Here is a 26,771-nt window from a genome sequence, read left to right as displayed (position 1 = left end):
AAGTGGATGATCTGGGTGGTTGAACGGTCCGATATGGTTTTCCGATCGAGGCCGCGAGCGGAGGTGGCATGACACAGAATTTGGAGAAGGCGAACTCGGGGCAATCGCCCGAGAACGGGTCCGCCACTCCGGCGTCCAATGGACAGGCCGCTGCTCGCAATTCCACCGCCGTTCCCACCTCCGCCTCCCGTCGCGTCCGGGCGCGCCTCGCGCGTCGCATGACCGGGCAGCGCGGCATCGCCGCCGTCAAGCCGGTGCTCGAGCCGCTCGCCACCGTGCACCGTGAGCTGTACCCCAAGGCGAATCTCGCTCTGCTGCAACGGGCTTTCGACGTCGCCGACGAGAAGCACGCACACCAGTTCCGCAAGTCCGGTGACCCGTACATCACGCACCCGCTGGCCGTCGCGAACATCCTGGCCGAGCTGGGCATGGACACCACCACGCTGGTGGCGGCGCTGCTGCACGACACGGTCGAGGACACCGGGTACTCGCTCGACGAGCTGACCGCCGAGTTCGGCACCGAGGTCGCGCACCTGGTCGACGGCGTCACCAAGCTCGACAAGGTCAACCTGGGTGCCGCGGCCGAGGCCGAGACCATCCGCAAGATGATCATCGCCATGGCGCGGGACCCGCGCGTGCTGGTGATCAAGGTGGCCGACCGGCTGCACAACATGCGGACCATGCGGTTCCTGCCGCCGGAGAAGCAGGCCAAGAAGGCACGCGAAACCCTCGAGGTGATCGCGCCGCTGGCCCACCGGCTGGGTATGGCGACCGTCAAGTGGGAGCTCGAGGATCTCGCGTTCGCGATCCTGCACCCCAAGAAATACGACGAGATCGTGCGCCTGGTCGCCGACCGTGCGCCGTCGCGCGACACGTACCTGGCCAAGGTGCGCGCCGAGATCGTGAACACGTTGGCGGCCAGTCGAATCGACGCGGTCGTGGAAGGCCGTCCGAAGCACTACTGGTCGATCTATCAGAAGATGATCGTCAAGGGTAAGGACTTCGACGACATCCACGACCTGGTCGGTATTCGTATTCTCTGCAACGAGGTGCGCGACTGCTATGCCGCGGTCGGTGTCGTGCACTCGCTGTGGCAGCCGATGGCCGGGCGGTTCAAGGACTACATCGCTCAGCCGCGCTACGGCGTCTACCAGTCGCTGCACACCACCGTGGTCGGACCGGACGGCAAGCCCCTGGAAGTGCAGATCCGCACCCAGGACATGCACCGGACCGCCGAGTTCGGCATCGCCGCGCACTGGCGGTACAAGGAGACCAAGGGCAAGCACTCCAACGACTCCACCGAAGTCGACGATATGGCGTGGATGCGTCAGCTGCTCGACTGGCAGCGGGAGGCCGCCGACCCGGCGGAATTCCTGGAGTCGCTGCGCTTCGACCTGAAGTCGCCGGAGATCTTCGTGTTCACGCCCAAGGGCGATGTGATCACGCTGCCGCAGAAATCCACCCCGGTGGACTTCGCCTACGCCGTGCACACCGAGGTCGGGCATCGCTGCATCGGCGCGCGCGTCAACGGGCGACTGGTCGCGCTGGAACGGCAGCTGGAGAACGGTGAGGTCGTCGAGATCTTCACCTCCAAGGCGCAGAACGCCGGACCCTCGCGGGACTGGCAGAACTTTGTGGTGTCCCCGCGCGCCAAGGCCAAGATCCGGCAGTGGTTCGCCAAGGAACGCCGTGAAGAGGCTCTGGAAGCCGGCAAGGATGCGATCAGCAAGGAGGTCCGTCGCTCGGGCCTGCCGCTGCAGCGCCTGATGAGTGTCGACGCCATGAGCGCTCTCGCCCACGAACTGCACTACACCGACATCTCCGCTTTGTATGCGGCCGTCGGCGAGAACCAGGTGTCCGCGCATCACGTGGTGCAGCGGCTCATGGCGCAGCTCGGTGGCGTCAGCGACGTCGAGAACGAATTGGCCGAGCGGTCAACGCCTTCCACGGTCCCGTCGCGCCAGCGCACGACCGGCGATGCGGGCGTGGAGATTCCGGGCGCGCCCGGCACCGTCTCCAAGCTCGCCAAGTGCTGCACCCCGGTCCCCGGTGACGAGATCATGGGCTTCGTGACTCGAGGCGGCGCGGTCAGTGTCCACCGCACCGACTGCACCAACGCGGACTCGCTGCGCGCGGAACCCGAACGCATCATCGAGGTGAAGTGGGCCCCGTCCCCGTCGTCGGTCTTCCTGGTCGCCATCCAGATCGAGGCTCTCGACCGGACGCGTCTGCTCTCGGACGTGACGAAGGTGCTGGCCGACGAGAAGGTCAACATCCTTTCCGCTGCGGTCACCACTTCCGGTGATCGAGTCGCCATCTCCAAGTTCACCTTCGAGATGGGCGACCCGAAACACCTGGGTCACCTGCTCAATGTCGTCCGAAACGTGGAAGGCGTCTACGACGTCTACCGGGTGACGTCCGCCGCGTAGAGCAGGATTCCGGTCTTCTCGGCGAGGCGGACGAGTGTCGTTGTGCGCGTGCGGGTTACGAACCCCAGGTAGCCACGGTGGCGATCCTCGTCGACGATGAGGAACGGCACGAGTTCGGCGCGGCCGCCGTAGCGTGCGACCGCGCGCAGCAGCGACGGGATGAGCTCGTCGTACTGCTCGCTGTCGACACCCTCGAGATCGAGGTCGGCCAGCGTCCGCCTGCCGTCCGATGGCCCGAGTAGGACCTCGAGCAGCGCCGTGCGCGCTTTGCGATGGTCTTCCGTCCACTCCACGACGAAGCGGACGGTGGTGGACAACCGCGGTCGATCGGGGGCGATCAGCACGGCAACGGTCACCAGGTCGGCCCGGAAATCCGCGAGTTCCCGGTCCCTGAGGTGCTCCTCCGAATCGGAGCGGGAGGCGCCGTCCGGCTGCCAGGGTGTGCTGCGGGCCGGACGCAGGTCGATCGCGATGGCCACCGCGGCCACGATCCAGCCCACCACGCAGAACGCGAATTGTGTCGGGTGCGCGGCGAATCCGTCATTGTCGACGTCGTGCCACCAGGCCATGGTCATGACGACGACCACGAAACCAACTACTGTCACCAACTACCGCACACCTCCGCCGATCTGGGTTGTCACCCTAACCGGCGGGTCGGACAAGGTGTCTACCCGGCGCGCAGCAGGGGCTGGGTGGTGCAGCGGAAGGCGCCGCCGAAGATGCGGGAGACGGCGAAGTCGATGTATTCGACGGTGATGCCGCGTTCTTCCAGCTGCTTGCCGACCTGCTCGAATTGCGGGTCGGTGATATAGGTTTCGGCGTTGACCGGCAGGCCGTTGGTGGCCATGGCGGCGGCCTCGTCCTCGGTGACCTCGATGCGGTCCCAATCGCGCAGGCGCGGTGGGAGACCGTCCGGCAGGCGGGCGGGGCAGACGATCAGCAGGCCCTCGCGGACCAGGCTCAGGGCGCAGTCCAGGTGCAGGACGTGGCGGGGGAGCCGGACCGGGGTGACGGTGAAGCCGTGCGGGCGAAGGTACTTCGCGAGCCAGGCGATACCGAGGGCGTTGGTCGCCATTCCGGAGATGCCGACGAAGATCTCCGTGCCCAGGACCAGGACGTCACCGCCTTCGAGGAAGGGGCCCGGCCCGGGAAGTCCGATACCGGGGCGGGGGAGCGCGACGTAGTGCGCTTGTGCGGGCATGACGCGTTCGAGCAGCAGGTCGCGGCTGGGAAGGATCTCGTCGCGGCGGTGCGGGAACTGCAGCACGCCTTCGATGACGTGGTCTCCCACGGTGAACCAGGGGTCGCGGACGAAGAAGTTGGCGTAGCCGCCGGGCCCGGCGGCCGCCTTCTCGGCTCCGGTGAACAGCCGTGGGCGCAGTACCTCGACGCCGTGCCGGCGCAGCACGGACGCCAGTTCCTCGCGTTCGGCCTCCCACCGTTGCTGCTTGTCGGGGTAGACCGCGCCGAAGTCCTTGCCCCACACCGCATCCATGAGGTCGGCCGCGGACGGTTCGACGGGGATCTCGGGGCCCACCATGGCGGGGTCGGCGGGGGCGCGGAATTCGCTCTGCGAGACCACCACCGTGCGCAGCGGTGCGAATTCGCTCTCGACCCGGACCTGTGCGATGTCACCGGACATGGGAGAAGACGATAATCGCCGGTTCGCCCGGCCCGGCGGTCCCGCGCACACCAGCGAGTCACATTTGCGGGACATTCGCTGTGAGTCGTAGGGTCGGGGCGTGGCCACCGAAGGCAAGCGCGTCAAACTCGCACTGGGCAGCGGCGGGGCGCGTGGATACGCGCATATCGGGGTGATCGCCGAGTTGCAGGAGCGCGGCTACGAGATCGTCGGGGTAGCCGGATCCTCGATGGGTTCGCTGGTCGGCGGGTTGTTCGCGGCCGGGCGGCTGGACGAATTCACTTCCTGGGCAACGGCTCTGGGTCAGTTCGAGGTGGCGCGGCTGCTGGATCCGGCGTTCAGCGAGCCGGGGGTGATCCGGGCCGGGAAGGTGCTCGACCGCATTCGGGAGATGCTGGGCGAATTGCGTATCGAGGATCTCGCGATCCCGTATGTCGCGGTGGCGACGGATCTGACGACCGGTCGGTCCACCTGGTTCCGGACCGGGGGACTGGACGCCGCGATCCGCGCCTCGATCTCGATTCCCGGGTTCATCACCCCGGTGCTGGTGGACGGCCACGTGCTGGTCGACGGTGGGGTCCTCGACCCGGTACCGGTGGTGGCGACCATGGCGCTCGGCCCCGCGGATCTGACCATCGGCGTGGATCTCTCGGGCCCGCCCGATCCGGCCTACGACCGTGCGCTGCCGCGCCCGAACTGGTTCACGCAATGGTGGCGCGGCCTGGGTGCGGGCAGGACGGCGGCCGAGGCTCCCGTCGAACCACCGCCGCCCCTGAGCAGTGTCCGGGCCACGGATGTGGCGCAGCGGGCCATCGATCTGATGCTCGCGCAGATCACCCGGCAGCATCTGGCCGCGCACCCGCCGGATCTGCTGATCTCGGTGCCGCAGAACATCTGCGGCACCATGGATTTCCATCGGGCGGAGACGATCATCGAACAGGGGCGGGCGCTGGCGGCGGTGGCACTGGATACGCTTCGCGAGGGCGCGGTGCCGCCGGTCTCCTAGTGCGCCCGGCGCTGCGGATTGCCCGGATGTCGCCGGGTACGATCGCCGCATGAAGTTCGAGAATGTCACCGTCACCAAGCGCGCCAATGTCTACTTCGACGGCAAGTGCGTCAGCCACAATATCGAGCTGGCCGATGGCACCAGCAAGTCCGTCGGTGTCATCCTCCCCGCCACCCTGACCTTCAACACGGGCGCGCCGGAGATCATGGAGCTGCTCGAAGGCTCGTGCAATGTCACCCTCGCCGGTGCGACCGAAGCCACCGCCTACAAGGGCGGCGAGACCTTCTCCGTGCCGGGCGACTCCAGCTTCGTCATCGAGGTCCTCGAGCCCGTCCACTACGTCTGCCACTTCGGCTGAGTTTCGAACCCGCGTGGCCCGGTCTCTTCGTGAATGAGGCCGGGCCACTGCTTTTTTGGTAGGCATGAGGCATGACGACGCTGGGTGCGGTGTTCCGGCCGCAGAATCCACCGGAGCGATTGCGGGACGTGGTGCGGGCGGCCGAGGAGTCGGGGCTCGACGAACTGTGGTTGTGGGAGGACTGTTTCCTCGAGGGCGGGATATCCACGGCGGCAGCGGCATTGGCGTGGAGTGAACGGTTGCGGGTCGGGGTCGGGGTGTTGCCGGTGCCGCTGCGGAATGTAGCGATCACGGCGATGGAGATCGCCACGCTCGAGCGGATGTTCCCGGGGCGGGGGATCTGGGGTGTGGGACACGGGGTACAGGACTGGATGGGGCAGGTCGGCGCGCGGGTCGCCTCGCCGGTGACCTTGCTGCGCGAATATCTCGATGCCTTGCGTGGATTGCTCGACGGACAGCGGATCACGGTGAAGGGTCGCTACGTTCAGCTCGACGATGTCGCGCTGGACTGGCCGCCGGTGTCGGCTCCGCCCATCCTGGCCGCGGCGAAGGGGCCGAAAACCCTGCGCCTGGTGGGAGAGTCGGCCGACGGGGTGGTGCTCGACAATTCCAATTCGGCAGAGGGCGTTCGGGTCGCCGCCGAAATCTTATCCGCCGTCCGACCCGAATCGGTTGCCGCGCAGCCATATCCGATCGTCGTCTATCTTCTGGCCGCCACCGGGCCGGGCGCGGCGGAGCGGGTGGCGGCTGAGTTGCGCGTCAAGGACCGCGACAAGATCCCCGATGTCGGTGTCGCGGGCGATGCGGAGGCTCTGGCGGAGACGGTGATTCGCTGGGCCGAGGCCGGAGCCACCAGCGTGGTGCTGCAGCCCACCGCCGATGAGCCGGACCCGATCGGCTTCGTACGTTTCGTCGCCGAGCAGGTCCGGCCGCTGGTGCCCTGACTCAGCGCAGGTCGCGGAAGAACTCGCGGACGTCGGCCACCAGCAGTTCGGGTTCTTCCATGGCCGCGAAATGTCCGCCGCGATCCACGTCCACCCACCGGGTGATCGTGTTGGCCTCCTCGCAGTAGCGGCGGATGCACACGTCGTGCGCGAAGGACAGGACCCCGGTCGGGACACCCGAATTCACGCCGGGCGCAATCCAATCGCCGAGATTGGCATAGCCGACGAAGGCCGCCGAACCGGCGGTGGCGGTGAGCCAGTAGATCATCGCGGTGGTCAGCAGCCGGTCCCGATCGATGATCTTGTCGGGCACGACGCTGCGCGGATGCGTCCATTCGCGGAACTTGTCCATGATCCAGGCCAGTTGCCCCACCGGCGAATCCGTTAGACCGTAGGCGAGTGCCTGGGGCCGGGTGGACTGAATCGCGATGTACCCCATCTCTTCCTGCATGAACGCCTGCATGCGGCGGATGCGGTCCTGCTCGAGCTCGGTCAGTTCGGCGAGATCGTTCATGGCATCCGGCGGCGGCAGGTTGGTGCCGCCGTTGACGTGCACGCCGATCACCCGATCGGGTGCGTGCCGCGCCACTTCCGGGCTCACCGCGCCGCCGATGTCGCCGCCCTGCACGGCGTAGCGGTCGTAGCCGAGCCGGTCCATGAGGGCGGCCCACACCCGGCCGATCCGGGCTCGGCTCCAACCGGTTTCGCTGACCGGTCCGGAGAATCCGAAACCGGGCAGCGACGGGATGACCAGATGGAACGCGTCGGCCGAATCGCCGCCGTGCGCGCGCGGATCGGTGAGCGGGCCGATGATGTCGAGGAAGTCCGCGATCGAGCCGGGCCAGCCGTGGGTGATGATCAGCGGCACCGCGTCCGGTTCGGCCGAGCGGATGTGCAGGAAGTGGATGCGCTGACCCTCGATCTCGGTCAGGAACTGCGGATAACGGTTGAGTTCGGCCTCCGCGGCACGCCAGTCGTAGCCGGTGCGCCAGTGTTCGACGAGTTCACGCAGCCAATGCACGGGGACTCCGGTGTCCCAGTCGTCGCCGGGCAGCGGTGCGGGCAGCCGGGCATGGTCGAGCCGGGCGCGCAGGTCATCGAGTTGCGGCTGGGGGATATCGATCCGGAAGGGCGTGATGTCGTCGCTCATGAGAAGAACGCTAGAAGCCGGTTAGGACAGCTCCGGCCCTAGCTCGAGGCAGAATCGACAGCATGCTGGAAACCTCCGCTCGACTGCTGCGGCTGCTGTCGCTGTTGCAGACTCCGCGCGAGTGGAGTGGCGCGGAACTGGCCGCGCAACTCGAGGTCGATATCCGCACCGTCCGCCGGGATATCGAAAAGCTGCGCGGCCTCGGCTATCCCGTGCACGCGGTGGCCGGCACCGCCGGATATCGGCTGGGCGCGGGCGCGCAACTGCCGCCGCTGTTGCTCGACGACGAGGAGGCCGTCGCGGTGGCCATGGGTTTGCGCACGGCCGCGGGCGGCACCATCGCGGGGATCGAGGAGAGTTCGCTGCGGGCGCTGGCAAAACTCGAGCAGGTGTTGCCGTCACGGTTGCGGCATCGCGTGAGTGCCCTGCAGGCGGCGACGGTGGCCGTGCCGGCGGGTGGGCCGCGCGTGGACCCGGACACGCTGACCGTCATCGCCGCGGCCATTCGCGATCAGCATCGGCTGCGTTTCGACTACCGCAACCACGAGGGCGAAGCCTCGCGTCGCACCACCGAGCCGCATCGCCTCGTGCACACCGGTCGTCGCTGGTATCTGATCGGCTGGGACGTGGATCGGGAGGGCTGGCGCACCTATCGGGTCGATCGGCTCACCCCGCGCATCCCGACCGGCCCCGGCTTCACGCCCCGGGAGGCTCCCGACGCGGCCGAATTCGTCTCGCACGGTGTCACCACCGGTGCCTACCGATATCAGGCGCGGTTGCTGCTGCACGCCCCGATCGAGGTGGCCGCGGAGCGGATCGCGCCCACGGTCGGCGTGCTCGAGGCGGTGGATCCGAAATCCTGTGTGCTGCACACGGGTGCGCATTCCCTGGATTCCATCGCCTCCTACCTGGTGCACTTCGGGTTCGAGTTCCGTGTCCTGGAGCCGCCGGAACTCACTGCGCGGCTTCGGGAAATGGCCGCGCTGCTGGGGCGGGCGACGCAGTGACCGATGCGTAGGCGGCTGGATTCTCGCGGTATTTCCGCATGCCGGACCAGGATTCGGGAATGTAGCGCATCCGCTGCGGGGCGAGCTGCCAGGTCAGCCGCACTGCCCGGCGGAAGACCTCGAAGGCGGCCTGATCCCATTTCGTCCAGCGGTAGCCGAGCAGTTCGCGCGCCTGCGGTGGCATGGTGGCATTGGAGATCCAGACGCCGATGCCCATGACGGGCAGCCGGGTCAGCCGCCACAGCGCCTGTGGAACACCGGGCGGCGCGGGCACTTTCGCGCGGTGGATGGCGGCGGCGAAGTCGGTGGTCGTATTGCGGCCCAGCACTTCCCGCCACATGTGTTCCCAATATCGCTGGTAGTTCTCGGGATCCCCGAAGGCGGGCCGTTCGCTCATCCCGTAGAGCCGCCACCAGCTCAAGCCTTCGGCGATGAGCTGCCGCTGCTCGTCCTCGGTGAGCGGGGTGCCGAAGAATTCCTGGGTGGCGATGATGGATTCGTAGAAGGTGACGTGCGTCCACCAGAACACGTCGGGGTCCAGTGCGTGATACCGGCCGCCGTCGGCGTGGCTGCCCTTGATCGGCTTGTGGAAGTCGCGCACCGTGGCCGCGTGTTCGACCGGTCGCGGTTCGTAGATCATGGCGTGAATCGGCTTGATGGAGCGGTCGAATCGGTCCATCGGGTCACGGAAGAAGTTCGAATGCTCCTGCAGCGCCGCGTCGAGCACGGGATGCATGTTCTGCAGGGTGCCCGCGCGGCCCAGGATCAGCATCGATCGGATGTCCCCGAAATGCTTCCAGGTCAATGACTCCGGCCCCAGCGCCGCAGCCACGTCCCAACCGTCGGCCTTGATGAATCGGCTCATTGCCGAACTCCCTCCCGTGCACGTGATCTCGCACACGGTATCTGGCAAAGGCTCCAACCAGATCGAGAATTCCGGACGTCGTGCTCAGCCCGCCAGCGCGGTCCGGGTCGCGGAACGGATTGCGGTGGTGACGGTTTCGGGCTCCTCGAGCATGACCAGGTGGCCGCAGTCGGGCAGTTCGATGGCCTGGGCGGGGCACAGCGTCCGGTTCAGGCGGTCACCGGCGGCCGCCGACAGCACACGATTCTTCGCACCCCAGATGGTGGTGACGGGCGGGAAGCTCGGGCCCGGACGGAAGTCGTCCAGCACCGCCAGCGTCGACAGGTCGCGGGTGGTGGCGGCGGGCGGCAGCAGGCGGCTGGGTTCGCTCCAGCGTCGGCGCAGGCCGGCGAAGGTCGCGCCATCCATGTGCCGGCCGCGCGGGCCGAGTTGCTCGCGCACCACGAAACCGGCGGCGAGGCCGGGCAATCGGATCGCGCGGGTGAGCGCGTCGAGCGGCAGGTGGGCGGCGACGCGGGCGGTCCGGCCGGTGAGGGTGGGGGCCAGGGTGGCGGCGGTGAGCGGATTGCACAGCACCAGGGCGCGCACATTGCGTGGCTCCCGGCGGGCGTACAGCAGTGACATCGCGCTGCCGAAGCAATTGCCCACCATGATGAGGTTGGTCAGACGGTGCGCGTCGATGAACTCCGACACCATGCGCAGGTAGTTCTCGACGGTGTACCCGGTCGCGGGCGTGTCGGAATCGCCGTAGCCGAACAGGTCCAGTGCGTACACGCTGTGCGAACCTGCCAGATCCCGCATCTGATTGCGCCAGATGTGGCGGTCGCCGCCGAGATTGTGCAGGAACAGGATCGGATCGCCCGAACCGGCATGGTCGTACGTGACGGACACGCCGTGATAGTCGAACTCCGGCATCGGGCGCTCTCCTCATTGAGTGCGGTGCTGCGTTGCGGCCCCGAGGGCCGTCAGCACCGACTCGCCCTCGCGCAGTAGTGCCCATGCTAGCCGGTACCGGCCGTAACACAAGTCTTTGCGGAGAGCGCCCTGACGCTGGTCAGCGTGTGGATCCGGCGATCACCCCCGCACTGCGGATCCAGGATTTCAGTTCGGTCATGCCGGTGTCGCGGTCCATTACGGGCCGGTATCCGAAATCGCGGGTGGCCGCGGAGGTGTCGTAGGTGCCCGAGCGGGTCATCACCGCCACCGAGTAGCGCGACAGCGGCGGTGTCCAGTGCTCGGCGAGATACGGTATGCGCCGCAGGTTTTCGATGAGGTCCACGATCAGGGTGACCATGCGCGGGTCGAGGGTGCGGCTCGGCGCGGCGTAGCCGAGGTCGGTGGCGACCTCGCCGAGGAAGCGCCACACGTTCGTCTGCTCGGCATCGGCCACGAAATACGGCTTGCCGCCCACGTTCTCGCTGGTCGCGGCGAGAACGGCGGCCTCGGCGATATTGTCGACGTGGCAGAGCGAGGCGTAGACCTCGCGTCCGGACGACAGATCCGGCAGGGTGCCCGCCGCGGCGCGGTCGAGCAGCCGGATCAGCGGACCTGACCGGTCGCCCGCACCCCAGATGGCGCGCGGGCGCAGTGCACAGGTGGTGAACTCCGGCGTATTCGCCTGCAGCACCAGGCGTTCGGCGGCCGCCTTGGTCTCGCAGTAGTAGTTGAGGTAGCGACTCGGATACGGAACCGACTCGTCGATATCGATCTGGTCGCCGCCGTCACGGTCCATGAGCGCGCTGGGACTCGAGATGAACACGAAGCGCTGTGCACCGCCGGCCCGCGCCGCGGTGAGCAGCCGGGCGGTGGCGGCGGTGTTCTCGGCCCAGAAGCGGGCGCGGGTGCCACGCTCGTCGACCCGGGCGGCACTGTGGAAGACGATATCCACGCCTTGCGCCGCCCGATCCAGGGATTCGGGATCGCTCAGGTCGCCGAAGACACGCTCGACCCGGTCGATGACCGGGGCCAGATCGCGCAGATTGCTGGTGGGCCGCACCAGAATCGACACCTGGTGGTCCTCGTGCACCAGCCGACGCGCCAGCGCGCCGCCGAGGAATCCGGACGCCCCGGTCACCAGCACCTTCATGATGCCCGCCGCATCGGCTGGTGCCGGCTGGCCCATTCGTCGGCCACCATCCGCACGACCACCTCGATCAGGGCTAGCGTTCTCATGACTTGCCACCCAACTGCTTGGCCGCCCAGACGGTCAGCTTCTCGCGGCCGATCTTGGCGTTGTGGCGGATGTCCACCGGGAACTTCGGGTGGAACAGGAATTCCGTCACCGGCTTGGTGATGTCGTATTCGTCGCGGCGGCCGCGCAATTCGCGTTCGACGGCGGCCTGGTCCGCGCCTGCTTCGAGCTCGACGCACAGCACCGGCTGCTGGGCGCCGCGTTCGCCGACGCCGACCAGCGCGGTGCGCGCGACGCCTTCGAGGGTGTTGAAGACCTGTTCCACCTGCACGGTGAACATGGGCCCGGTCTCGGTGTCGAGCCGCTGGGATTTGCGCCCGCAGAACCGGATTCGGCCCGCGTCGTCGATCCAGGCGAGATCGCCGGTGCGATGCCACACCGTCTCGCCGTCGGCGATCTTGCCGATCCGATTGGCCGCCTGCGGCCACAGGTAGCGCGTGCTGACGTTCGGTCCGGACACCACCAGTTCGCCGATCCCGCGCGAGGCCGCCAGATCCGCGGAGCGGGCCTCCACATCCGACCACTCGGGCAGCGGATCGTCGGTGACGGCGATGACGCGCGCCGACACGTGCAGCGCGGGTCGCCCGACGCATACGCCGTGCCCGTGATGGGCCTGCTCCACGAGATCGCCCAGCAGCTCCCGGGATTCGATGGTGGCCATGGGCAGCGCCTCGGTGGCCCCGTACCCGGAGTACACCTTGGCGTCCTCGGGCAGCACCTGCCGCAGCGCGGCCACACACCAGTCGGGGACGGGCGCGCCGCCGGAGTAGATGCTCTGGATGGTGGGCAGCGCCGCACCGGTCTGCTCGATGTGCGCCAGCAGCGGGATGATCACCGCCGGCGAGGCGAACATGGTCCGCACCGCGAAGCGCTCGACCGCGTCCACCACGTGCGCGGGATCGGTCGCGCCGACCTGCGAGGGGATCAACGGCGGTAGCACGCACCGGGATCCGAGCAGCAGTTCCAGAATGCCCGCCACCGGCGCGGTGATCAGCGAGGTGCCCGGCGGGACGTGTTCGCGCGCGTCGTCGACCTGCTCGATCATGGCGGCGAGATTGCCGTGGGTGAGGATCACCGCCTTGGCCGGGCCGGTGCTGCCGGTGGTGTAGGCGATGAGCAGTGGCTCGTCGTCGGGTCCGGGTTCCCGCTCGGGCAGCGTGGAAGCCGGTGTGCGGCCCCAGCTTTCGAGGGTGGGGCCCTGCCACCAGGAGCGGCCGACCGTGACGGCGACGCGCACCTTGCGGAAGTAGGCGCGGAACACGATGCGCAATGCCTGCGCCTCCACGACGCCCACGAAGGCTTCCGCGTCGGCGGCCTGCAGGCAGCGCAGCATCTTGAACATGCCCATGCCCGGATCGATCACGACCGGCACCGCGCCGATCTTGAACAGCCCGTAGAGGACTGCGTACAGCTCCGGTCCCGGGCGCACCAGCACGATGGTGCGCACGCCGCGGCCGACGCCGGCCTCGGTGAATTTCTCGGCAATGGTGTCCGACCAGGCGTCGAGTTCGGCATAGGTGAGTTGCTCGTAGTTCGGCAGGCCGGCCCGATTCTTGCCGTTCGGATAGATCACCGCCTCCCGCTCGGGATGGGCGGCGACGATATCGCGAAAGCGATCGAGGGCACGCCAATAAATGGTGGGCAAGGAATGCGACACACTTCCCCCAGTGAATTGTCGAGGAATGCGATGAATGTATCGGTGAGGCTACACGCGGTGTCTTCGAACCGCCACCGGTGGCGAACCGTAATCACTTGATATACAACAGTTTTAGTGTGTCCTCGGGTACCGACACGGGTTCTTCGCCTACCCCTATTCCACCCCCTACGGGTGTGCCGTCGATGCCCTGTCCGATGGTGTTTGTCCAGCGAAATTACGTCGAAACAGGGCTTGGCCCAGTGTGATTCGTGTGACGCGTGTGACATGGCGCTACTGCTCGGTACGGTAGCGTTTCACTCGGCATCGGGGCTACGGGATATCAGCGCGGCCGGCTCGGGGGACACCGAATTGCGGCCGTCGCAAACCAAATTCGACCGGACACGCACAGTCCAGAGAGCAGGGGGCCACATGCGTACACGCTTCGAATCGATCGGTGCGTACACACCCAGCACGATTCGCTCCACCGAAGACGTGATCAACAGCCTTTCCGTGCCCAGGGCATTGGACCTGGAGCGAATTACCGGAATCAAGAATCGGCGCGTCCACGATTCCGATCCGGAGAATTACGAATCGTCGTTCGTGCTGGCGCGCAAGGCGATCGAGGACTGCCTGGAGCGCTCCGGCTATGTCGCCGGTGAGCTGGATGTGATCATCTCGGTGTCCATCACCCGCTTCACCGGGCCCGGACAGTTCTGCTACGCACCGTCCTTCGCCGCCCAGCTGGGTGCGGCCATCGGTGCGACCGGGGCACTGCACTTCGATCTGTCCAACGCCTGCGCGGGGATGATCACCGGGGTGCTGATGCTGGACCGGATGATCAAGTCCGGGGTGGTGCGCCGGGGCCTGGTGGTCAGTGGCGAGCAGATCACGCCCATCGCCGAGACCGCGGTCCGCGAGATCAGCAAGCCCTACGACCCGCAGTTCGCGGCGCTCACCGTCGGCGACGCGGCGGTCGCGGTGGTGGTCGACGACCGGGGCAACGACGACGACGAGATCCACTACATCGAGCTGATGACCACCTCGGCCGGCGCCGAGCACTGCATCGGGCAGCCCAGTGACAAGACCACCGGCATCGCGATGTACACCGACAACCGGGCGCTGGCCAGCGAATCCCGCTTCCTGCAGGGTATTTCGCGGATGGCCGACTTCCTGTTGGAGACCGGGCGGGCCTGGGAGAGCGAGAAGTACGACTACTGGATTCACCACCAGTTCAGCGGCCCGGCCATCGAATACATGAGCTCGCTCACCGAGCGGCACTTCGACACCCCGATGCCGCAGGCGCTCAACGTGTACTCCGAATACGGCAATACCGCGTCCACCTCCCACTTCCTGGTGCTGCGGGAACACCTGGCGCAGCGGAAGATTCCGCGTGGCTCGAAGGTGCTGTTGATCCCCGAGGCGTCCGGTGTGGTCTCCGGGCACCTCGCCGCGACCATCTCCCGGCTGGAGGCCTGAATTCATGAGCACCGCAATCGTTTCCGCCGCCGTGTGCACCGACACCGACACCGGTAGCTACTTCGAACTGGCGTCCCGTGCCGGGCGGCAGGCGCTGGCGGCGGCGGAGGTCGCCCCGGAGCGGGTCGGCCTGGTCATCAACGCCGGTGTCTTCCGCGACAGCAATATCGCCGAACCGGCGGTCGCCGCGCTGATCCAGAAGCGGCTGTCCGTGGGCCTGGAGTACGCGACCGGGAGGGTGCCCGCGTTCTCCTTCGACCTGCTCAACGGCGGGACCGGAGTCGTGCACGCGCTCATGGCGGCCCACTGCTTCACGGGACTCGGCGATGTCGAATACGCGCTGATCGTCGCCGGTGACACCCATCCCTCGACCGAGCGCGGGCGCGAGGACTTCCCCTACGCCGCCGGTGGCGCGGCCATCCTGCTGCACGCCACCGAGAGCGCGGGCGGGTTCGGGCGGATCTACACCAGTGAGACGCCGGTGAGCGGGCCGACCGCGTGGGCCGACCTGGACAATGCGGGCACCGACGGGCGCAATGCGCTGACCGTACGGAGTGGCGTCGGTGATCCGCTCGCCCTCGCGGAGCAGGCGCTGCGCGCCTGCCTGGACGGGGAAGGGCTGGATCCCGGCGAATTCGCCACCGGCGCAGCCGTCCTGCTGGCCCCCGCGCCTCTGCCCGGCTTCCGGGAGCGGGTGGCCTACCGGGTGGGTCTGCCGTCCTCGGCGGTCGCGGGCATCGACCCGTTCGTGGGCGACCCGTACTCGGCGAGCCCGGTGCACGCCTACCTGAGCGCGGCCGGGCAGGGCATGCTCGACGAGGCGCGCGCGGTGGTGTTCCTGGCGGCGGACGAGAATTCGGCGGCCGCACTGGTCTATCGCCCGCAGGCGCTCATCACCGCTGACACCATGTCGCAGGTAAATGTGAAATAGACTGTTTGACAGTAGATTTCATCCGGTGAATTCGCCCCGGCGGGCAGTGCTCGCCCGGCCGGGGCCACCGGAACCGTTGTGCCCCGGCTGATCCTGGGCGCCGTACGCGCCCTCGCTGCAATGATGCCGCTCTCGCACACCGAAGCTCCGCCGTGCCATGTCGCTCAGCCGGGCGCATCCGATCGGTGAAGGGACGTCAGATGGCGCGGTCGGTCGCTCGGGGCCGAGGGGAGATGCCGGTGGGGGCCGGCGGGAGGGGGAACTGTCCGGTCGCCACACCGGACGCGGTGCGACTACGGGTCGCGCGGGCGGTAGCGGTGCTCGGCGCCGCCGCCGACATCGACCGGGTGGCGGCACTGCTGGACGCGGATGCCGACGAAATCCACACGGTGGTCACGGAATTGGCGAATGCCGGGCTGATCGTGAGGCCGTGCCGGGCGCACCCGGAGATGGCCGCGCGGGTACTGCGGGAACTGCCCGCCGACGAGCGGCGGGCGCTGCACGCGGCTGCCGCCGAACTGCTGTGCCGTGCCGGTCTGCCCGCCGAGGTAGTCGCCGAGCATCTGGTCGCGGCCGGCGACGCGCGCGGATCGTGGGCGGCGCAGGTACTGATCGAAGTCGCCGACAATGCCTATGACGCGGACGAGCTCGACAGTGCGGGAACACATCTGGAGCTGGCATACCGGGCCAGTCGGCGCGCCGACGAACGGGCGGCCATCGCCACCCGGCTGGTCGGGGTGGAATGGCGGCTCAATCCGTCCAGCCGCACCCGCAATTTCGGGCGGCTCAAGGCAGCCTTGCGCACCGGGCGCGTGCCCACCGCCGACCTGCCCATAACGGTGCTGCAAATGCTGTGGCACGGCTATGTGCTGCACGCCGACCACGCGCTGCTGCGGCTGCGGCGTGGGTCGGAGGGCGCGGGAACCGACCGCATCGAGTTCCTCGGCGCCTGGCTCCGCTACACCCATCCGGTCACCGCCCAACGACATCCCTGGACGGAGCCCGAGCCGCCCACACCGAACCGTGATTCTGCACTGCCCGGGCAGGGTTCAGCACTGCCTGGCCGTGATTCGGCACTCCCGGGCCGGGGTACGGTGCCGCCGGGTCGGGGTTCGGTACCGCCGGAGATGGGTTCAGCGCTCCGTGGACGAGGTTCGGCGCCGTACGGCCGGGATTCGGCGCTGTTGGAACGGGATTCACCGCATCGGCAGGCTGCGGCGCTGCTGCGTGGACTGTGCGAGCAACGTCCGGCCGCGGCGACTGCCACTGCCGCGCAACGGATACTGGCCCAGCATCGGCTGACTCCCGCGACCGTGGAGGTGTTGGTTGCGGCGGTGGACTGCCTGTTACATACCGACCGCCTCGATGCGGCCGACGCGTGGTGCACCGCCCTGCTGGCCGAGGCCACAGCGCGGCGCGCACCGACCTGGCAGGCGCTGTTCGCCTCGGCGCGCGCGGAAACACTGCTGCGCAAGGGGAATTTGGAGGAGGCGGCCGGACATGCGCTGGTCGCGTTGAATCTGCTGCCCGCCGAACAGCTCGGTGTGTGGCTGGGGCGGCCGATCGCGGTGCTGGTGCGGGCCCGCACCGCCCAGGGCCGCCACACCGAGGCCGCCGCGCAGCTGGAGCGGCCGGTCCCGCGCGCGCTGTTCGAATCCCGGTTCGCGCTGGGCTATCTGCGCGCCCACGGCGAACACTGCCTGGCCACCGGACGACCCGACGAGGCGCTGCGGCACTTCCGGCGGTGCGGCCGGCTGATGGACGAGTGGGGCATGGACTTCCCGTGGCTCGCGCCCTGGCGCAATGATCTGGCCGCGGCCAGTCTGCGCGCCGGACAGCACTGGCAGGCACAGAATTTCGCGACCCGGCACCTGGACGCCATCGGCGGGGCCGAAGCCCATCACACCGGCGGGGTGTCGCTGCGGCTGCTGGCTGCCACCAGCGATCCGCTGCGCCGGGTCACGCTGCTGCGGCGGGCGGCGGCGCTGGCCCGCACCGGCGGCGATGAGCTCGAATTGGCCACCGTGCTGGCCGATCTCGGCGACGCCTACCGTGCGCTCGGCGAGGCCGACCGGGCGCGACCGCCGCAGCGGGAAGCGGCGCGGCTGGCCGCGGCCTGCGGATCGGAGCCGCTGCTGGCCCGGTTGCGCATCGACCCCGGCCCGGTCACGGCCCGGGAAGGGGTGAGCGCCGGGGGATCCGAGGCGCTCAGTCCCGCCGAGCGGCGGGTGGCGGAGCTGGCGGCGTCGGGCAGTCGCAATCGCGATATCGCCGAGCTACTCGACATCACCACCAGCACCGTGGAACAGCACCTGACCCGGGTGTACCGCAAACTCGCGGTCGCGCGCCGCTCCGAACTGCGCTTCGCGCTGGCCGCCGCAGGGGAGTCGGGGGCACGCACGGCCGTCGGATGACGAAGGGCGCAGCGCCGGACCGACCGGCGCCGCCGAGGGGCGAACCGGCACTGTCGGGTGATCTACCGGTGCTCTCGCCGCACACGAATGGTGCTGACGAGTGACGAACGCGCCGTCGGGTGGCCGACGGTGCCGTCGGATAGGCAACGGTCGAAAGGGGATTGGCATGATCGCGTCTCGGTCCGGGGGAGAATCGGCGTCCGAGGGAACATCGGCGGCGCGGGTGGCGAACCGTCCGCCGCTGCCCGAAAAGGATCCGTTCTACCGGCGGCCGCGCGGTCTCGACCGGGTCGCGCCGGGGGCGATCCTGCGGTCGCGGCCCGTGGAATTGGCGCTGCTGGGCGTGGTGCCGCAGCGAATCACCGCCACCCAGTTGCTGTTTCGCAGCACCGATCTGCGCGGCCGGGCCGAGGCGGTGGTCACCACGGTGCTCCTGCCGTACGGGGCGGATCCCACCGTGGCGCGGCCGATCGTCTCCTTTCAGTGCGCCATCGACGCGGTGGCCTCGAAATGTCTGCCCTCGTACGCTTTTCGCCGTGGCGCGCGGGCCTTGGGCTCGGTGCCGCAGTACGAACTGCTGCTCATCGAGCACGCGCTGACCCGCGGCTGGGCGGTGTCGGTGCCCGATCACGTGGGTACCGCGGGACGGTTCGGCGCACCCCGCGAACCCGGCCACCGCACCCTCGACGGACTGCGCGCCACGCTGAGTTTCCTGGATCGGCCCGTCGATACGCCCGTGGCGCTGTGGGGCTATTCCGGTGGCGGGCTGGCCACGGCCTGGGCGGCGGAACTAGCGGCGAGCTACGCGCCGGAGCTGAATATTCTCGCCGCCGTGCTGGGTTCACCGGTCGGCTCGCTGGAATCGACCTTCTTCCGGCTCAACGGCTCGACCTTCGGCGGACTGGCCACCCTGTGCCTGGCCGGACTGCGCCGCGCCTATCCGGCCTTGGATCGCGCGCTGCGCGAGCAACTCGACACCGCGTCGCTGGCGCTGCTGGATCGCGCCGAAACCACCGCCACCGTGCCGCTGCTGTTGCGCAGCACCGGTACCCGCCTGCAGGATCGCGACGGTTCTGGACTGGCCACCTTGCGCACTTTGCCGCAGGTCCGGGCCGTGCTCGCCGATATCGAGCCGGGCGCCCGCCCGCCGCGCTTCCCGGTGCTGGCGGTGCAGGGCGTGCACGATCTGATCATCCCGTGCGGCAATGTGGACGCCTTGGTCGATCGCTATCGGGCCGCAGGCACCCCGGTCCGGTATGTCCGCGATGTGCTCGGCGGGCATGTCACTCTGGGGTTGCTGGCCGCACCGCTGTGCGAGAACTGGCTCGCCGATCGTTTCGCGGGCCGCCCGCTGCCGACCGGTACGACGGAAACCGTTGTTTCCCTGGCACTTTCGTTGTCGGCGCTGCGTGGTTATCTGGGCCTGGCCGGGGTGCTGGCCCGCGCACTGACCGCTCGTCCGCTGCCGGGCGCGAGTCTTCCGCCCGCGTCGTCACCGCCCTCGGTGAAGTTCGAGCATCGATTCCGCTGAACCGTGCGCACCCCCTCCGGCGGACTCCTACGGTGGATCCGTCCGGAAGGGGGACGCCATGAACGCAACCGACAAAGTCCTCATCATCGGTGGACTGCTGACCCTCACCTACGGGACGCTGCTCGGCTATCCCATGACCATGCTGCGCATGAAAGAGGGCAATCCGCCGACTCCTCGCTATCTCACCGTTGCCCACGTCGGCGCGGTCCTGCAGGGCGTGGTCCTGTTCGGCCTGGTCTTCGCCGCCAATCTCTCCGACCTGTCGAGCGGCTGGAACCTCACCGCCGCCTGGCTGGCCGTCGTCTCCGGCATCTTCATCGCAGCCAAGGACACCATCAACTGGCTGACCGGCATCAAGGACGAATTCGCCGAGAAGGCCCGTACCGCACCCCTCGGTCTGGCGGGCGCGGTGACTCTCACCGTCGCGCTGGCCATCTTCATCATCGGCGACCTCGCCGCCCTCTGATCGGAGCCGCGCCACCCACCACGCGTGCCACGACACCGGACCAGTCGTGCCGAGTTGATCTTCACCGGCGCGGCGTGCACGACTTTGCGTCAAAATCTTTGTGTCCGGTCACAAGTCACCGACCGGACGGTTCTGTAACCGCAGCCCGCACCCGGAAGGCCCTTCGTGCCCAAGCACCTGATCACCCTGGCGACCCTGACGGCAATGGTGGCCGTTCTCGTGGGCTGCAGCGACCACCGCAGCACCCCCCTGACCCCACCCACCACCACCGCGGTCCCCATGCTCGGCGGCGGCCAGATCCCCGACGTGATCGACGTGCCCACCGGAACCACCACCCCGGCATCGACAACTACCCCGACCACCACGACAACCGCCACGACCACGGCCACCACCACCCCGACCACGACCACAGCCACCCCGAGGGCCGCGGTCACCCAGGTGCGCTGACCGCTGGTTACAGCGTGTCGGCCTTGCTGATCCAGGCGACGACCGCACGGGTGACGAAGGGCGGGGACAGGCGGGTGGCCAGGGCCGTCAGCTTGGTCTGGAGGCCGACGAGCACGTGCGGGCCGCGCAGAGTGCGCGGCGTGGTCGCGGTGTGCCACACGGTGTTCGCGATATCGGCCGGGGTGAGGTGGACGCCGAGCGTGGTCGCGGACTTCGAGGCGCGGGTCACCTCGGTCATCATCTCGGTGGCCACGAACAGGGGGAGCAGATCGGTGACCCGGATGCCGTAGTGGCGCCATTCGAGGTCGAGGGCCTCGGTGAGGCTGCGGACGGCGGCCTTGGTCGCGCCGTAGGTGGCCAGGCCGGGCTGGCCGTAGAGGGCAGAGGCGGACGCCAGGTTGATGACCTGACTGTTCGCTGTGACACGCAGGTAGGGGAGAGCGGCGTGGCAGCCGTTGAGGACGCCCTTGATATTGACGTCCACCAGGCGGTGCTGGCGGTCGAGCGGGATGTCGGCGAAGGGACCGGAGAACAGGATGCCCGCATTGTTGACCAGTAGGTCGAGACGGCCTGTGGCATCGGCGAACTGCTTCAGCGCCGCGTCCCAGCCGGCGGGGTCGGTGACGTCGAAAGAGCCGATCACGGTGCGACCGCCGATCGCCTCGGCGGTGGCGCGCACCGCGTCCGGGTCGATGTCGTAGAGCCCGACCGTCCAGCCTTCCCGGGCGAAACGTTCCGCGATGGCACGGCCGATACCGGCGGCGGCACCGGTCACGAAGACGGCGGAAGCGTTGGCAGGCTGTGTCATCGGAGCCTTTCGGTGATCGGGGCCCTTCGGTTCAGGCCGCGCTGCGACCGGATTGCCCGCCTTCGATCATCGCACGGTGGAACTCGGCCGCATCGCGGGCGGCGTCGCGGCCGTCGGCCAGCAGCCCGGCGCCGAGATGAATCAGCGTGTGCGGGGCGCTCGGCCGGACCTGCAGGCGCAGCGGCACCCCGGCCGCCTCGGCATTGCGCGCCACCGCCAGTGCGTCGGCCAGCAGCATTTCCCGGGAGCCGACCTGCAGCAGAATCGGTGGCAGACCGGTGAAGTCGTGGTTGACGACCGACCAGGCCGGATCCAGCACCCCGTCCACCGCGATACCGCGACGCACCACCATGTCCGGGCCGAGCGCGGGCAGCACCGCGTCGTAGCGGGCGTTCGGGTGCGCCAGGCGCGCCGTGGAATCGAAGTCCGCCCACGGCGATGTCACCGAAAGTGCCACGGGCAGTGGCAGACCCAGCTCTCGCAGCGTCAGCGCCAGGCGCAGGGCCAGCCCGCCGCCCGCGGAATCTCCGGCCACGATGATCTGCTCGGGCGGGAATCCCTCGGCCAGCAGATGCCGGTAGGCGGCCAGGGCGTCGTCGAGGCTCTCGTTGGGATGCGCGTCGGGCAACTGCCGGTAGTCCACGGTCAGCACCGGCAGTTCGCTCAGCACCGCCATGCGTGCGGTGTGGCGGCGATAGCTGTTGAGCCCGCCCGCGATGAACGCGCCACCGTGGAAGTAGAGGATGGCGGCGTCGCGGTCCACGCGCGGATCCGGAATCGGCGACTGCCAGAGCCATTCGGCATCGCAGTGTTCGAAGCGCAGCGGTTCGCGCCGCACACCGCGCGGTTTGCCGAGTACGGCGGCGGGCTTCTCCGACAGCCGGGTGGCCCGGAAGATCAGGTTCGCGGGCTGCGGTCCGAGGTCGGCGACCCAGGCGCCGGCGCGCAGGAACTGCTGCAGTGTGGTGCGCAGGACGGGATGGACCAGCCGGGTCCCGATGCGGGCCGGTCGGATCGTTTCCACGATCACCGACGAGCTCGGCTCCGAGTTCTGCGGCATCGTCGCCACGGGCACTCCCCTCCGCGCCACGAAACCACGGGCACTGGTGAAACAACGTTGTTCGGTGGCCTGGGCCGTTGATCATCTTGACCCGCGATACGCGAATTGTCATGCCCGAGAATGAAATTCCCACGTGAGAAGGGGTGTCGGCAGCGGCCGGGAGCGACCCCCGTTGACTTATGCAGGTAAATGCCTGCATAATTTCGGGGTGCACTCCGAACCCGACATGGATGTGGTTTTCAAGGCCCTGGCCGACAGCACCCGCCGACTGGTCCTCGACCAATTGCGCGAGCGCAACGGCCAGACCTTGAGCGAGTTGTGCGAGCGGGTCGCGATGGCCCGGCAGTCGCTCACCCAGCATCTCGACATCCTCGAGCGGGCCGGTCTCGTCACGGTGCTACGCCGCGGCCGCGAACGGGTGCACTACATCAATCCGACCCCGATTCACGACATCGAACAGCGCTGGATCTCCGTCTTCGACCGCCCCCGGCTGGATGTCCTGCGTGCCATCAAGAACCAGGCAGAGGAGTACGCCATGACCACCACGATCCCGAACTACGTCTACGTCACCTACATTCACGCCAGCGCCGAGCAGGTCTGGAAGGCGCTCACCGATGCGGATCTGACCGCCCAGTACTGGGGGCACGCGAATGTGTCGGACTGGCAGGAGGGTTCGGACTGGGAGCACCGGCGGGTGGACGGCTCCGGCAAGGTCGACGTGGTCGGCAAGATTCTCGAGGTCGACGAACCCAACCGTCTGGTCCTCACCTTCGAGGATTCCCCCGAGGAGGACCGCTCGCCGTCGGTGGTGACCTTCCTGATCGAATCGCATGAGGACATCGTCCGGCTCACCGTGACTCACGAGAATCTGCCGAACAACGAAATGCTGCAAGGCATTTCGAGTGGCTGGCCCGCCGTGCTGGCCAACCTGAAGTCGCTGCTGGAGACCGGCAAGGTGCTGCCGCAGGCCCCCTGGAGCATGTAGCCGGGGCATGCGAAAGGCCCCGGAGCGAGTCGAATTCGCTCCGGGGCCTTTCGTTACCGAAACTAGCGCAGGGCCGTGCGGATCTACCGCGGCGCCATGCGGATCGCGCCGTCGAGGCGGATGACCTCACCGTTGAGCATCGGGTTCTCCACGATGTGGCGCACCAGCGCCGCGTACTCGACCGGGTCGCCCAGGCGCGAGGGGTGCGGCACCTGCGCGCCGAGCGCGTCGATGGCCGCCTGCGGCAGGGTGGCGAACAGCGGGGTGTGGAAAAGGCCCGGCGCGATGGTCATCACGCGGATCTTGAACGAGGCCAGATCGCGCGCGATCGGCAGCGTCATGCCCACGATGCCGCCCTTGGAGGCGGAGTAGGCGGCCTGCCCGATCTGTCCGTCGTACGCCGCGACCGAGGCGGTGTTGACGATGACGCCGCGCTCGCCGTCGGCCTCCTCGACCGCCGAGATGCGCTCCGCGGCCAACCGGATCACGTTGAACGTTCCGATCAGGTTAACGTTGATGATCTTGGTGAAGGCCTCCAGCGGGAACGCGCCCTGCTTGCCGACCGTCTTGACGGCATTGCCGATTCCCGCACAGTTCACCGCGATTCGCAGCGTGCCGAGCTCCTGGGCGGCGTCCAGCGCGGCGGTCACATCCGCTTCGCTGGTGACGTCACCGGGCGAGAACACCACGCGCTCACCGAGTTCCTCGGCGATGGCCTTGCCCTGCGACGAGGGAAGATCGACGATGACGACCTTCGCGCCGGCCGAGTGCAGTTCGCGCACCGTGGCCAGTCCGAGTCCCGAAGCGCCGCCGGTGACTACCGCTGCGATGTCTGCTGTCTTCACAAAACCTCCAAAATTCTTGGTCTTGTTAATGTAGATTCTGCTCTATTCGGACGGAAGACCGCCCCGTCGGCGTGGCGTTCACGGGCCGCCGCGATGGCTGCTATCCGCACGCGCGCGCGGATTTAGCGGAGTGGCATCCGGCGCGTCGAGTCGTTGGAATCCTGTTCATGCGAGAGAATTTCCGATCGGGACCGTTCCGAGGTCAGCGCCGTGGTTTGGCGCAGGATCGGTACCGCCGAACACCGACGACAACAGACCGTCCGCCACGACCGACGCCGAGAGGGTCAGACGATGCAGAGCGACGTGCCCGCACCGGGAATGTTGAAGTCGTACAAAAAAGTGTCGCGCTGGTACCCCGCCCTCGACCCCGCCGCCCAGTCCGCCGCCCCCGAACCGTCCGACGATGAACCGGCTTTCGAGCAGGAGGCGGGCGCGGCCCGTTTTCCGCACTACATCGCGGAGGCCGACCCCGAGCTCGATCTGCCGCCGGTGCCCGAATCGGTGCTGCGCCGCAATCACTTCGACGGGTCCTGGTCGGATTGGATGACCGAGCGCGGCGAGACCGGTTCGTACGCACCGCCGGTCCGTTTCCGCGGCAGCACGGTGGTCGAATTTCCCTCGGACACCGATGAAGCCGAGCCGGCGTCCACCGATCGGGCCTCGGAGCTGCTGGACGCCGTGGCCGACGAGGCCGCCGCACCGCCCGAACGCGGTCTCCGACGGCGGTTTTCCGCCATTGCCTTCTTAATTGTTGCCATTGTTTTGCTAACCATCGCCGGTGGGGTTGCCCTCTATGTGCTGAATTCCCACGGCGGCACTGCGCAATCCACCGGCACACCCGATGCGGGGCCCGGTTCCGGCCCGATCGCCGTCGCGGCGGCGTACAACGAAATGACGGCCCCCGCGATCATCGGCGACCATGAACCCGCCGCGGGCGTTCCGGCCGGATAAACAGGAAGAGCGGAGACAATGGATCAGGACTGGAGCCGCTGGCTCGACGAGGTGCCCGAAGAGGGTGAATCGCCGAGCCGTGCCGCGCGTTCCAAGGCCCCCGTGGTGCGCTTGCGCAAGCGCCGCGGCGACGGCGGCGACGCCGATCCCGCGCCGCGCCCGATTCTGGTGGTGGGTGGCTGCGGCGGCGCGGGCACCACCACGACGACCCTCGGCATCGCGGGGGAGCTGGGTGCCGGGGGCAGTCAAACAGTGGCCGTGGACGGCACTTTCGCCGGGAGTGACCTGGCTTTGCGCGGCGCCGACGAACACCTGAGCCCGATCAGCCTGCAGGCCTGGCTCTATGGCCGCGGTGAGGACGAACCCGCACCGCTCAAGGAATGTCTCTCGCGCGCGACCTCCGGAATCGGCCTGCTGTGGCGCGATCCCGCGCCGCTGCGCCGGCGCGCCACCTATCTGACCGTCGCGCGCGCGCTCGGCGAGACCGGCTACACCCCGGTGTACGACGGCGGCTCACCGATCGCCAGCCGCCACCTGCGCCCTCTGCTCGAGGACGCCGATATCGCACTGGTGCTGGCTATTCCGGCGCGGGTGGACGCGGCCAACCGGTTGCGGGTGACCCTGGAATGGCTCGACGACCAGTTCGGCGGTCAGGGCGAGGGGCCCGGCGACGGCATCGTCGGCGATACCACCATCGTGGTGTCACATCAGTTGCCGGGCAGCGACTCTCGGATCGCTGAACATTTGCGGGAGCATTTGGACGGTTGGGTCCGCGAAATCGTCGAGATACCCTATGACCCGCACCTCGCACGCGGAGAGTTGGTGCGGCACAGCAACCTGGCCGCCGAGACACGCCGCGCGTATCGCCGCCTGCTTGCTGGAGTGGCATCATGACCGCAGCCATGACCGAACGCCGATCCTACGACCGGAACCTCACCGCCGGAGCCGCAGTGGCGGCCGGAGTGGTGCCACCGCCGGAATCCCGCCGCGCACCCATCTGGGACCGACCCGTACCCGGGGGCGGTCGAGCGCCCCTGGTGTGGCTGCTCGGCGTGCACGGCGGCGCGGGCGCGACCACGCTCGCGCATGTGCTTGCGCCGGCGGCGGATTCGTACCGGCGCTGGCCGGGTGTCTTCGACCGCGAATCCCCGTTCGTCGTGCTGGTGGCGCGTGAGACCATCGCTGGGCTCACCCGCGCCCACGACCTGCTGCGCCAGCATCACGCCGGCCTGGCCGGTCCGTGCGAGGTGCTGGGCCTGGTGACCGTGGCCGCGCGCCCGGGCCGGATCCCGGCCGAGATCCGCCGCTACCGCGATGTGGTCGGCTCACTGGCCGGGCAGGTCTGGCAGCTACCGTGGCACGAGGAATGGACGCTGGTCGAGGCCGATCAGCTGCCGGTGTGGTCGCCCGGCGACCCGATCCCGCAGCAGCGCAAGCGCAAATCCGATCCGCTCGAGGAGATCACCACCGATGTGCGTGAGCTCGGCTCCGGCATCGTGGCGGCCGCGCAGGACGCGCTCGACGCACCCCGCTCCGATGACGCGGACGCGGAGGAGTGATCATGGTCACCGACGGAATCCGTTGGGCAGCAAAGATTTCCCGGTCACCGGGGATGCAGGGGCGATTAGC

Annotated in this window: 25 protein-coding genes; 15 read left to right on the top strand and 10 right to left on the bottom strand. The window is 68.4% G+C overall.

Annotation, left to right across the window (positions count from 1 at the left end; all coding sequences use genetic code 11):
• Nucleotides 1-68: 68 nt before the first annotated feature.
• Nucleotides 69-2,429 carry a RelA/SpoT family protein gene (locus ACFXHA_RS28055; RefSeq protein ID WP_379361869.1) on the top strand — a complete coding sequence of 787 codons (2,361 nt, stop codon included), beginning with the start codon at nucleotides 69-71 and terminating at the stop codon, nucleotides 2,427-2,429.
• On the opposite strand, the gene ACFXHA_RS28050 is transcribed toward ACFXHA_RS28055, so the two are convergent.
• Nucleotides 2,405-3,037, bottom strand: coding sequence for a hypothetical protein (locus ACFXHA_RS28050; RefSeq protein WP_379361867.1), 633 nt, complete (start codon nucleotides 3,035-3,037; stop codon nucleotides 2,405-2,407). The two genes, ACFXHA_RS28055 and ACFXHA_RS28050, sit on opposite strands and share 25 nt — an antisense overlap.
• Before the next feature lie 59 nt (nucleotides 3,038-3,096).
• Nucleotides 3,097-4,071, bottom strand: coding sequence for a dimethylarginine dimethylaminohydrolase family protein (locus ACFXHA_RS28045; RefSeq protein WP_379361865.1), 975 nt, complete (start codon nucleotides 4,069-4,071; stop codon nucleotides 3,097-3,099).
• 100 nt (nucleotides 4,072-4,171) lie between these two features.
• On the opposite strand from ACFXHA_RS28045, the gene ACFXHA_RS28040 reads away from it, so the two are divergent.
• The 3 genes from ACFXHA_RS28040 to ACFXHA_RS28030 all read left to right on the top strand — a co-directional run bounded on the left by ACFXHA_RS28040 (nucleotide 4,172) and on the right by ACFXHA_RS28030 (nucleotide 6,379).
• Complete coding sequence (locus ACFXHA_RS28040; RefSeq protein WP_379361863.1) at nucleotides 4,172-5,077, top strand: patatin-like phospholipase family protein; 906 nt, start codon at nucleotides 4,172-4,174, stop codon at nucleotides 5,075-5,077.
• A 49-nt stretch (nucleotides 5,078-5,126) separates the two neighbouring features.
• A complete protein-coding gene (locus ACFXHA_RS28035; RefSeq protein WP_379361861.1) occupies nucleotides 5,127-5,435 on the top strand; it encodes a pyrimidine/purine nucleoside phosphorylase in 309 nt (102 codons plus the stop codon).
• 71 nt (nucleotides 5,436-5,506) lie between these two features.
• Nucleotides 5,507-6,379 (top strand): LLM class flavin-dependent oxidoreductase, encoded by an 873-nt coding sequence (locus ACFXHA_RS28030; protein WP_379361859.1) that lies wholly within the window; start codon nucleotides 5,507-5,509, stop codon nucleotides 6,377-6,379.
• 1 nt (nucleotide 6,380) lies between these two features.
• Here ACFXHA_RS28030 and ACFXHA_RS28025 read toward each other — a convergent pair whose 3' ends face one another.
• A complete protein-coding gene (locus tag ACFXHA_RS28025) occupies nucleotides 6,381-7,529 on the bottom strand; it encodes an epoxide hydrolase family protein (RefSeq protein WP_379361857.1) in 1,149 nt (382 codons plus the stop codon).
• A 62-nt stretch (nucleotides 7,530-7,591) separates the two neighbouring features.
• On the opposite strand from ACFXHA_RS28025, the gene ACFXHA_RS28020 reads away from it, so the two are divergent.
• Nucleotides 7,592-8,536: a helix-turn-helix transcriptional regulator gene (locus ACFXHA_RS28020; RefSeq protein WP_379361855.1), complete on the top strand. Its 945-nt coding sequence runs from the start codon at nucleotides 7,592-7,594 to the stop codon at nucleotides 8,534-8,536.
• Here the strand turns inward: ACFXHA_RS28020 and ACFXHA_RS28015 are convergent.
• From ACFXHA_RS28015 to ACFXHA_RS28000, 4 genes are all read right to left on the bottom strand, one after another.
• The gene (locus tag ACFXHA_RS28015; RefSeq protein ID WP_379361853.1) at nucleotides 8,484-9,401 is read right to left on the bottom strand and encodes an oxygenase MpaB family protein; all 918 of its coding nucleotides are present in this window, start codon (nucleotides 9,399-9,401) and stop codon (nucleotides 8,484-8,486) included. The two genes, ACFXHA_RS28020 and ACFXHA_RS28015, sit on opposite strands and share 53 nt — an antisense overlap.
• Nucleotides 9,402-9,485: 84 nt before the next feature.
• Nucleotides 9,486-10,316 carry an alpha/beta fold hydrolase gene (locus ACFXHA_RS28010; protein ID WP_379361851.1) on the bottom strand — a complete coding sequence of 277 codons (831 nt, stop codon included), beginning with the start codon at nucleotides 10,314-10,316 and terminating at the stop codon, nucleotides 9,486-9,488.
• Nucleotides 10,317-10,455: 139 nt separating this feature from the next.
• Nucleotides 10,456-11,523 carry an NAD-dependent epimerase/dehydratase family protein gene (locus tag ACFXHA_RS28005; protein ID WP_379361849.1) on the bottom strand — a complete coding sequence of 356 codons (1,068 nt, stop codon included), beginning with the start codon at nucleotides 11,521-11,523 and terminating at the stop codon, nucleotides 10,456-10,458.
• A 46-nt stretch (nucleotides 11,524-11,569) separates the two neighbouring features.
• Nucleotides 11,570-13,237 carry a fatty acid CoA ligase family protein gene (locus ACFXHA_RS28000; protein ID WP_379361847.1) on the bottom strand — a complete coding sequence of 556 codons (1,668 nt, stop codon included), beginning with the start codon at nucleotides 13,235-13,237 and terminating at the stop codon, nucleotides 11,570-11,572.
• A gap of 420 nt (nucleotides 13,238-13,657) precedes the next feature.
• On the opposite strand from ACFXHA_RS28000, the gene ACFXHA_RS27995 reads away from it, so the two are divergent.
• The 6 genes from ACFXHA_RS27995 (at nucleotide 13,658) to ACFXHA_RS27970 (ending at nucleotide 20,493) form a co-directional block, all read left to right on the top strand.
• Nucleotides 13,658-14,704, top strand: a complete 1,047-nt coding sequence (locus tag ACFXHA_RS27995) for a 3-oxoacyl-ACP synthase III family protein (protein ID WP_379361845.1) — start codon at nucleotides 13,658-13,660, stop codon at nucleotides 14,702-14,704.
• A gap of 4 nt (nucleotides 14,705-14,708) precedes the next feature.
• Nucleotides 14,709-15,635, top strand: coding sequence for a hypothetical protein (locus ACFXHA_RS27990; RefSeq protein ID WP_379361843.1), 927 nt, complete (start codon nucleotides 14,709-14,711; stop codon nucleotides 15,633-15,635).
• Nucleotides 15,636-15,874: 239 nt separating this feature from the next.
• Complete coding sequence (locus ACFXHA_RS27985) at nucleotides 15,875-18,049, top strand: LuxR C-terminal-related transcriptional regulator (RefSeq protein ID WP_379361841.1); 2,175 nt, start codon at nucleotides 15,875-15,877, stop codon at nucleotides 18,047-18,049.
• A 166-nt stretch (nucleotides 18,050-18,215) separates the two neighbouring features.
• Nucleotides 18,216-19,580: a lipase family protein gene (locus tag ACFXHA_RS27980; RefSeq protein WP_379361839.1), complete on the top strand. Its 1,365-nt coding sequence runs from the start codon at nucleotides 18,216-18,218 to the stop codon at nucleotides 19,578-19,580.
• 58 nt (nucleotides 19,581-19,638) lie between these two features.
• Nucleotides 19,639-20,046 carry a hypothetical protein gene (locus tag ACFXHA_RS27975; protein WP_379361837.1) on the top strand — a complete coding sequence of 136 codons (408 nt, stop codon included), beginning with the start codon at nucleotides 19,639-19,641 and terminating at the stop codon, nucleotides 20,044-20,046.
• 165 nt (nucleotides 20,047-20,211) lie between these two features.
• Nucleotides 20,212-20,493 carry a hypothetical protein gene (locus ACFXHA_RS27970; RefSeq protein ID WP_379361835.1) on the top strand — a complete coding sequence of 94 codons (282 nt, stop codon included), beginning with the start codon at nucleotides 20,212-20,214 and terminating at the stop codon, nucleotides 20,491-20,493.
• Nucleotides 20,494-20,500: 7 nt separating this feature from the next.
• Here the strand turns inward: ACFXHA_RS27970 and ACFXHA_RS27965 are convergent, their stop codons facing one another.
• Both ACFXHA_RS27965 and ACFXHA_RS27960 read right to left on the bottom strand, forming a co-directional pair.
• The gene (locus ACFXHA_RS27965; protein ID WP_379361833.1) at nucleotides 20,501-21,301 is read right to left on the bottom strand and encodes an SDR family oxidoreductase; all 801 of its coding nucleotides are present in this window, start codon (nucleotides 21,299-21,301) and stop codon (nucleotides 20,501-20,503) included.
• Nucleotides 21,302-21,332: 31 nt separating this feature from the next.
• Complete coding sequence (locus ACFXHA_RS27960) at nucleotides 21,333-22,361, bottom strand: alpha/beta hydrolase (protein ID WP_379362295.1); 1,029 nt, start codon at nucleotides 22,359-22,361, stop codon at nucleotides 21,333-21,335.
• A 232-nt stretch (nucleotides 22,362-22,593) separates the two neighbouring features.
• On the opposite strand from ACFXHA_RS27960, the gene ACFXHA_RS27955 reads away from it, so the two are divergent.
• Complete coding sequence (locus ACFXHA_RS27955) at nucleotides 22,594-23,346, top strand: ArsR/SmtB family transcription factor (protein ID WP_379362294.1); 753 nt, start codon at nucleotides 22,594-22,596, stop codon at nucleotides 23,344-23,346.
• Between the two features lie 83 nt (nucleotides 23,347-23,429).
• Here ACFXHA_RS27955 and ACFXHA_RS27950 read toward each other — a convergent pair whose 3' ends face one another.
• Complete coding sequence (locus ACFXHA_RS27950) at nucleotides 23,430-24,191, bottom strand: 3-hydroxyacyl-CoA dehydrogenase (protein ID WP_379361831.1); 762 nt, start codon at nucleotides 24,189-24,191, stop codon at nucleotides 23,430-23,432.
• Nucleotides 24,192-24,482: 291 nt separating this feature from the next.
• Between ACFXHA_RS27950 and ACFXHA_RS27945 the strand changes: the two genes are divergently transcribed.
• Genes ACFXHA_RS27945 through ACFXHA_RS27935 form a run of 3 tightly spaced genes read left to right on the top strand, consistent with a single transcriptional unit; the run spans nucleotide 24,483 to nucleotide 26,701 of the window.
• Complete coding sequence (locus tag ACFXHA_RS27945) at nucleotides 24,483-25,142, top strand: hypothetical protein (protein ID WP_379361829.1); 660 nt, start codon at nucleotides 24,483-24,485, stop codon at nucleotides 25,140-25,142.
• An 18-nt stretch (nucleotides 25,143-25,160) separates the two neighbouring features.
• Nucleotides 25,161-26,036: a MinD/ParA family protein gene (locus tag ACFXHA_RS27940; protein ID WP_379361827.1), complete on the top strand. Its 876-nt coding sequence runs from the start codon at nucleotides 25,161-25,163 to the stop codon at nucleotides 26,034-26,036.
• On the top strand, nucleotides 26,033-26,701 hold the full coding sequence (locus tag ACFXHA_RS27935; RefSeq protein WP_379361825.1) for a hypothetical protein: 669 nt from the start codon (nucleotides 26,033-26,035) through the stop codon (nucleotides 26,699-26,701). Before ACFXHA_RS27940 ends, ACFXHA_RS27935 begins: the two co-directional genes overlap by 4 nt.
• Nucleotides 26,702-26,771 lie beyond the last annotated feature (70 nt).

It is taken from the genome of Nocardia sp. NPDC059240, from assembly GCF_042753865.1.
GTDB lineage: Bacteria > Actinomycetota > Actinomycetes > Mycobacteriales > Mycobacteriaceae > Nocardia.
This window is presented reverse-complemented; position numbering and strand designations above follow the sequence as displayed.

What these genes read in the sequence shown, in the direction of transcription:
- ACFXHA_RS27975 (WP_379361837.1), top strand. Translation starts at nt 19,639, where the DNA reads ATGAACGCAACCGACAAAGTCCTCATCATCGGTGGACTGCTGACCCTC.
- ACFXHA_RS27995 (WP_379361845.1), top strand. Translation starts at nt 13,658, where the DNA reads ATGCGTACACGCTTCGAATCGATCGGTGCGTACACACCCAGCACGATT.
- ACFXHA_RS27960 (WP_379362295.1), bottom strand. Translation starts at nt 22,361, where the DNA reads ATGCCGCAGAACTCGGAGCCGAGCTCGTCGGTGATCGTGGAAACGATC.
- ACFXHA_RS27945 (WP_379361829.1), top strand. Translation starts at nt 24,483, where the DNA reads ATGCAGAGCGACGTGCCCGCACCGGGAATGTTGAAGTCGTACAAAAAA.
- ACFXHA_RS27965 (WP_379361833.1), bottom strand. Translation starts at nt 21,301, where the DNA reads ATGACACAGCCTGCCAACGCTTCCGCCGTCTTCGTGACCGGTGCCGCC.
- ACFXHA_RS28005 (WP_379361849.1), bottom strand. Translation starts at nt 11,523, where the DNA reads ATGGGCCAGCCGGCACCAGCCGATGCGGCGGGCATCATGAAGGTGCTG.
- ACFXHA_RS28020 (WP_379361855.1), top strand. Translation starts at nt 7,592, where the DNA reads ATGCTGGAAACCTCCGCTCGACTGCTGCGGCTGCTGTCGCTGTTGCAG.
- ACFXHA_RS28055 (WP_379361869.1), top strand. Translation starts at nt 69, where the DNA reads ATGACACAGAATTTGGAGAAGGCGAACTCGGGGCAATCGCCCGAGAAC.
- ACFXHA_RS28030 (WP_379361859.1), top strand. Translation starts at nt 5,507, where the DNA reads ATGACGACGCTGGGTGCGGTGTTCCGGCCGCAGAATCCACCGGAGCGA.
- ACFXHA_RS28045 (WP_379361865.1), bottom strand. Translation starts at nt 4,071, where the DNA reads ATGTCCGGTGACATCGCACAGGTCCGGGTCGAGAGCGAATTCGCACCG.
- ACFXHA_RS27935 (WP_379361825.1), top strand. Translation starts at nt 26,033, where the DNA reads ATGACCGCAGCCATGACCGAACGCCGATCCTACGACCGGAACCTCACC.
- ACFXHA_RS28025 (WP_379361857.1), bottom strand. Translation starts at nt 7,529, where the DNA reads ATGAGCGACGACATCACGCCCTTCCGGATCGATATCCCCCAGCCGCAA.
- ACFXHA_RS28010 (WP_379361851.1), bottom strand. Translation starts at nt 10,316, where the DNA reads ATGCCGGAGTTCGACTATCACGGCGTGTCCGTCACGTACGACCATGCC.
- ACFXHA_RS28015 (WP_379361853.1), bottom strand. Translation starts at nt 9,401, where the DNA reads ATGAGCCGATTCATCAAGGCCGACGGTTGGGACGTGGCTGCGGCGCTG.
- ACFXHA_RS27940 (WP_379361827.1), top strand. Translation starts at nt 25,161, where the DNA reads ATGGATCAGGACTGGAGCCGCTGGCTCGACGAGGTGCCCGAAGAGGGT.
- ACFXHA_RS27980 (WP_379361839.1), top strand. Translation starts at nt 18,216, where the DNA reads ATGATCGCGTCTCGGTCCGGGGGAGAATCGGCGTCCGAGGGAACATCG.
- ACFXHA_RS28035 (WP_379361861.1), top strand. Translation starts at nt 5,127, where the DNA reads ATGAAGTTCGAGAATGTCACCGTCACCAAGCGCGCCAATGTCTACTTC.
- ACFXHA_RS27990 (WP_379361843.1), top strand. Translation starts at nt 14,709, where the DNA reads ATGAGCACCGCAATCGTTTCCGCCGCCGTGTGCACCGACACCGACACC.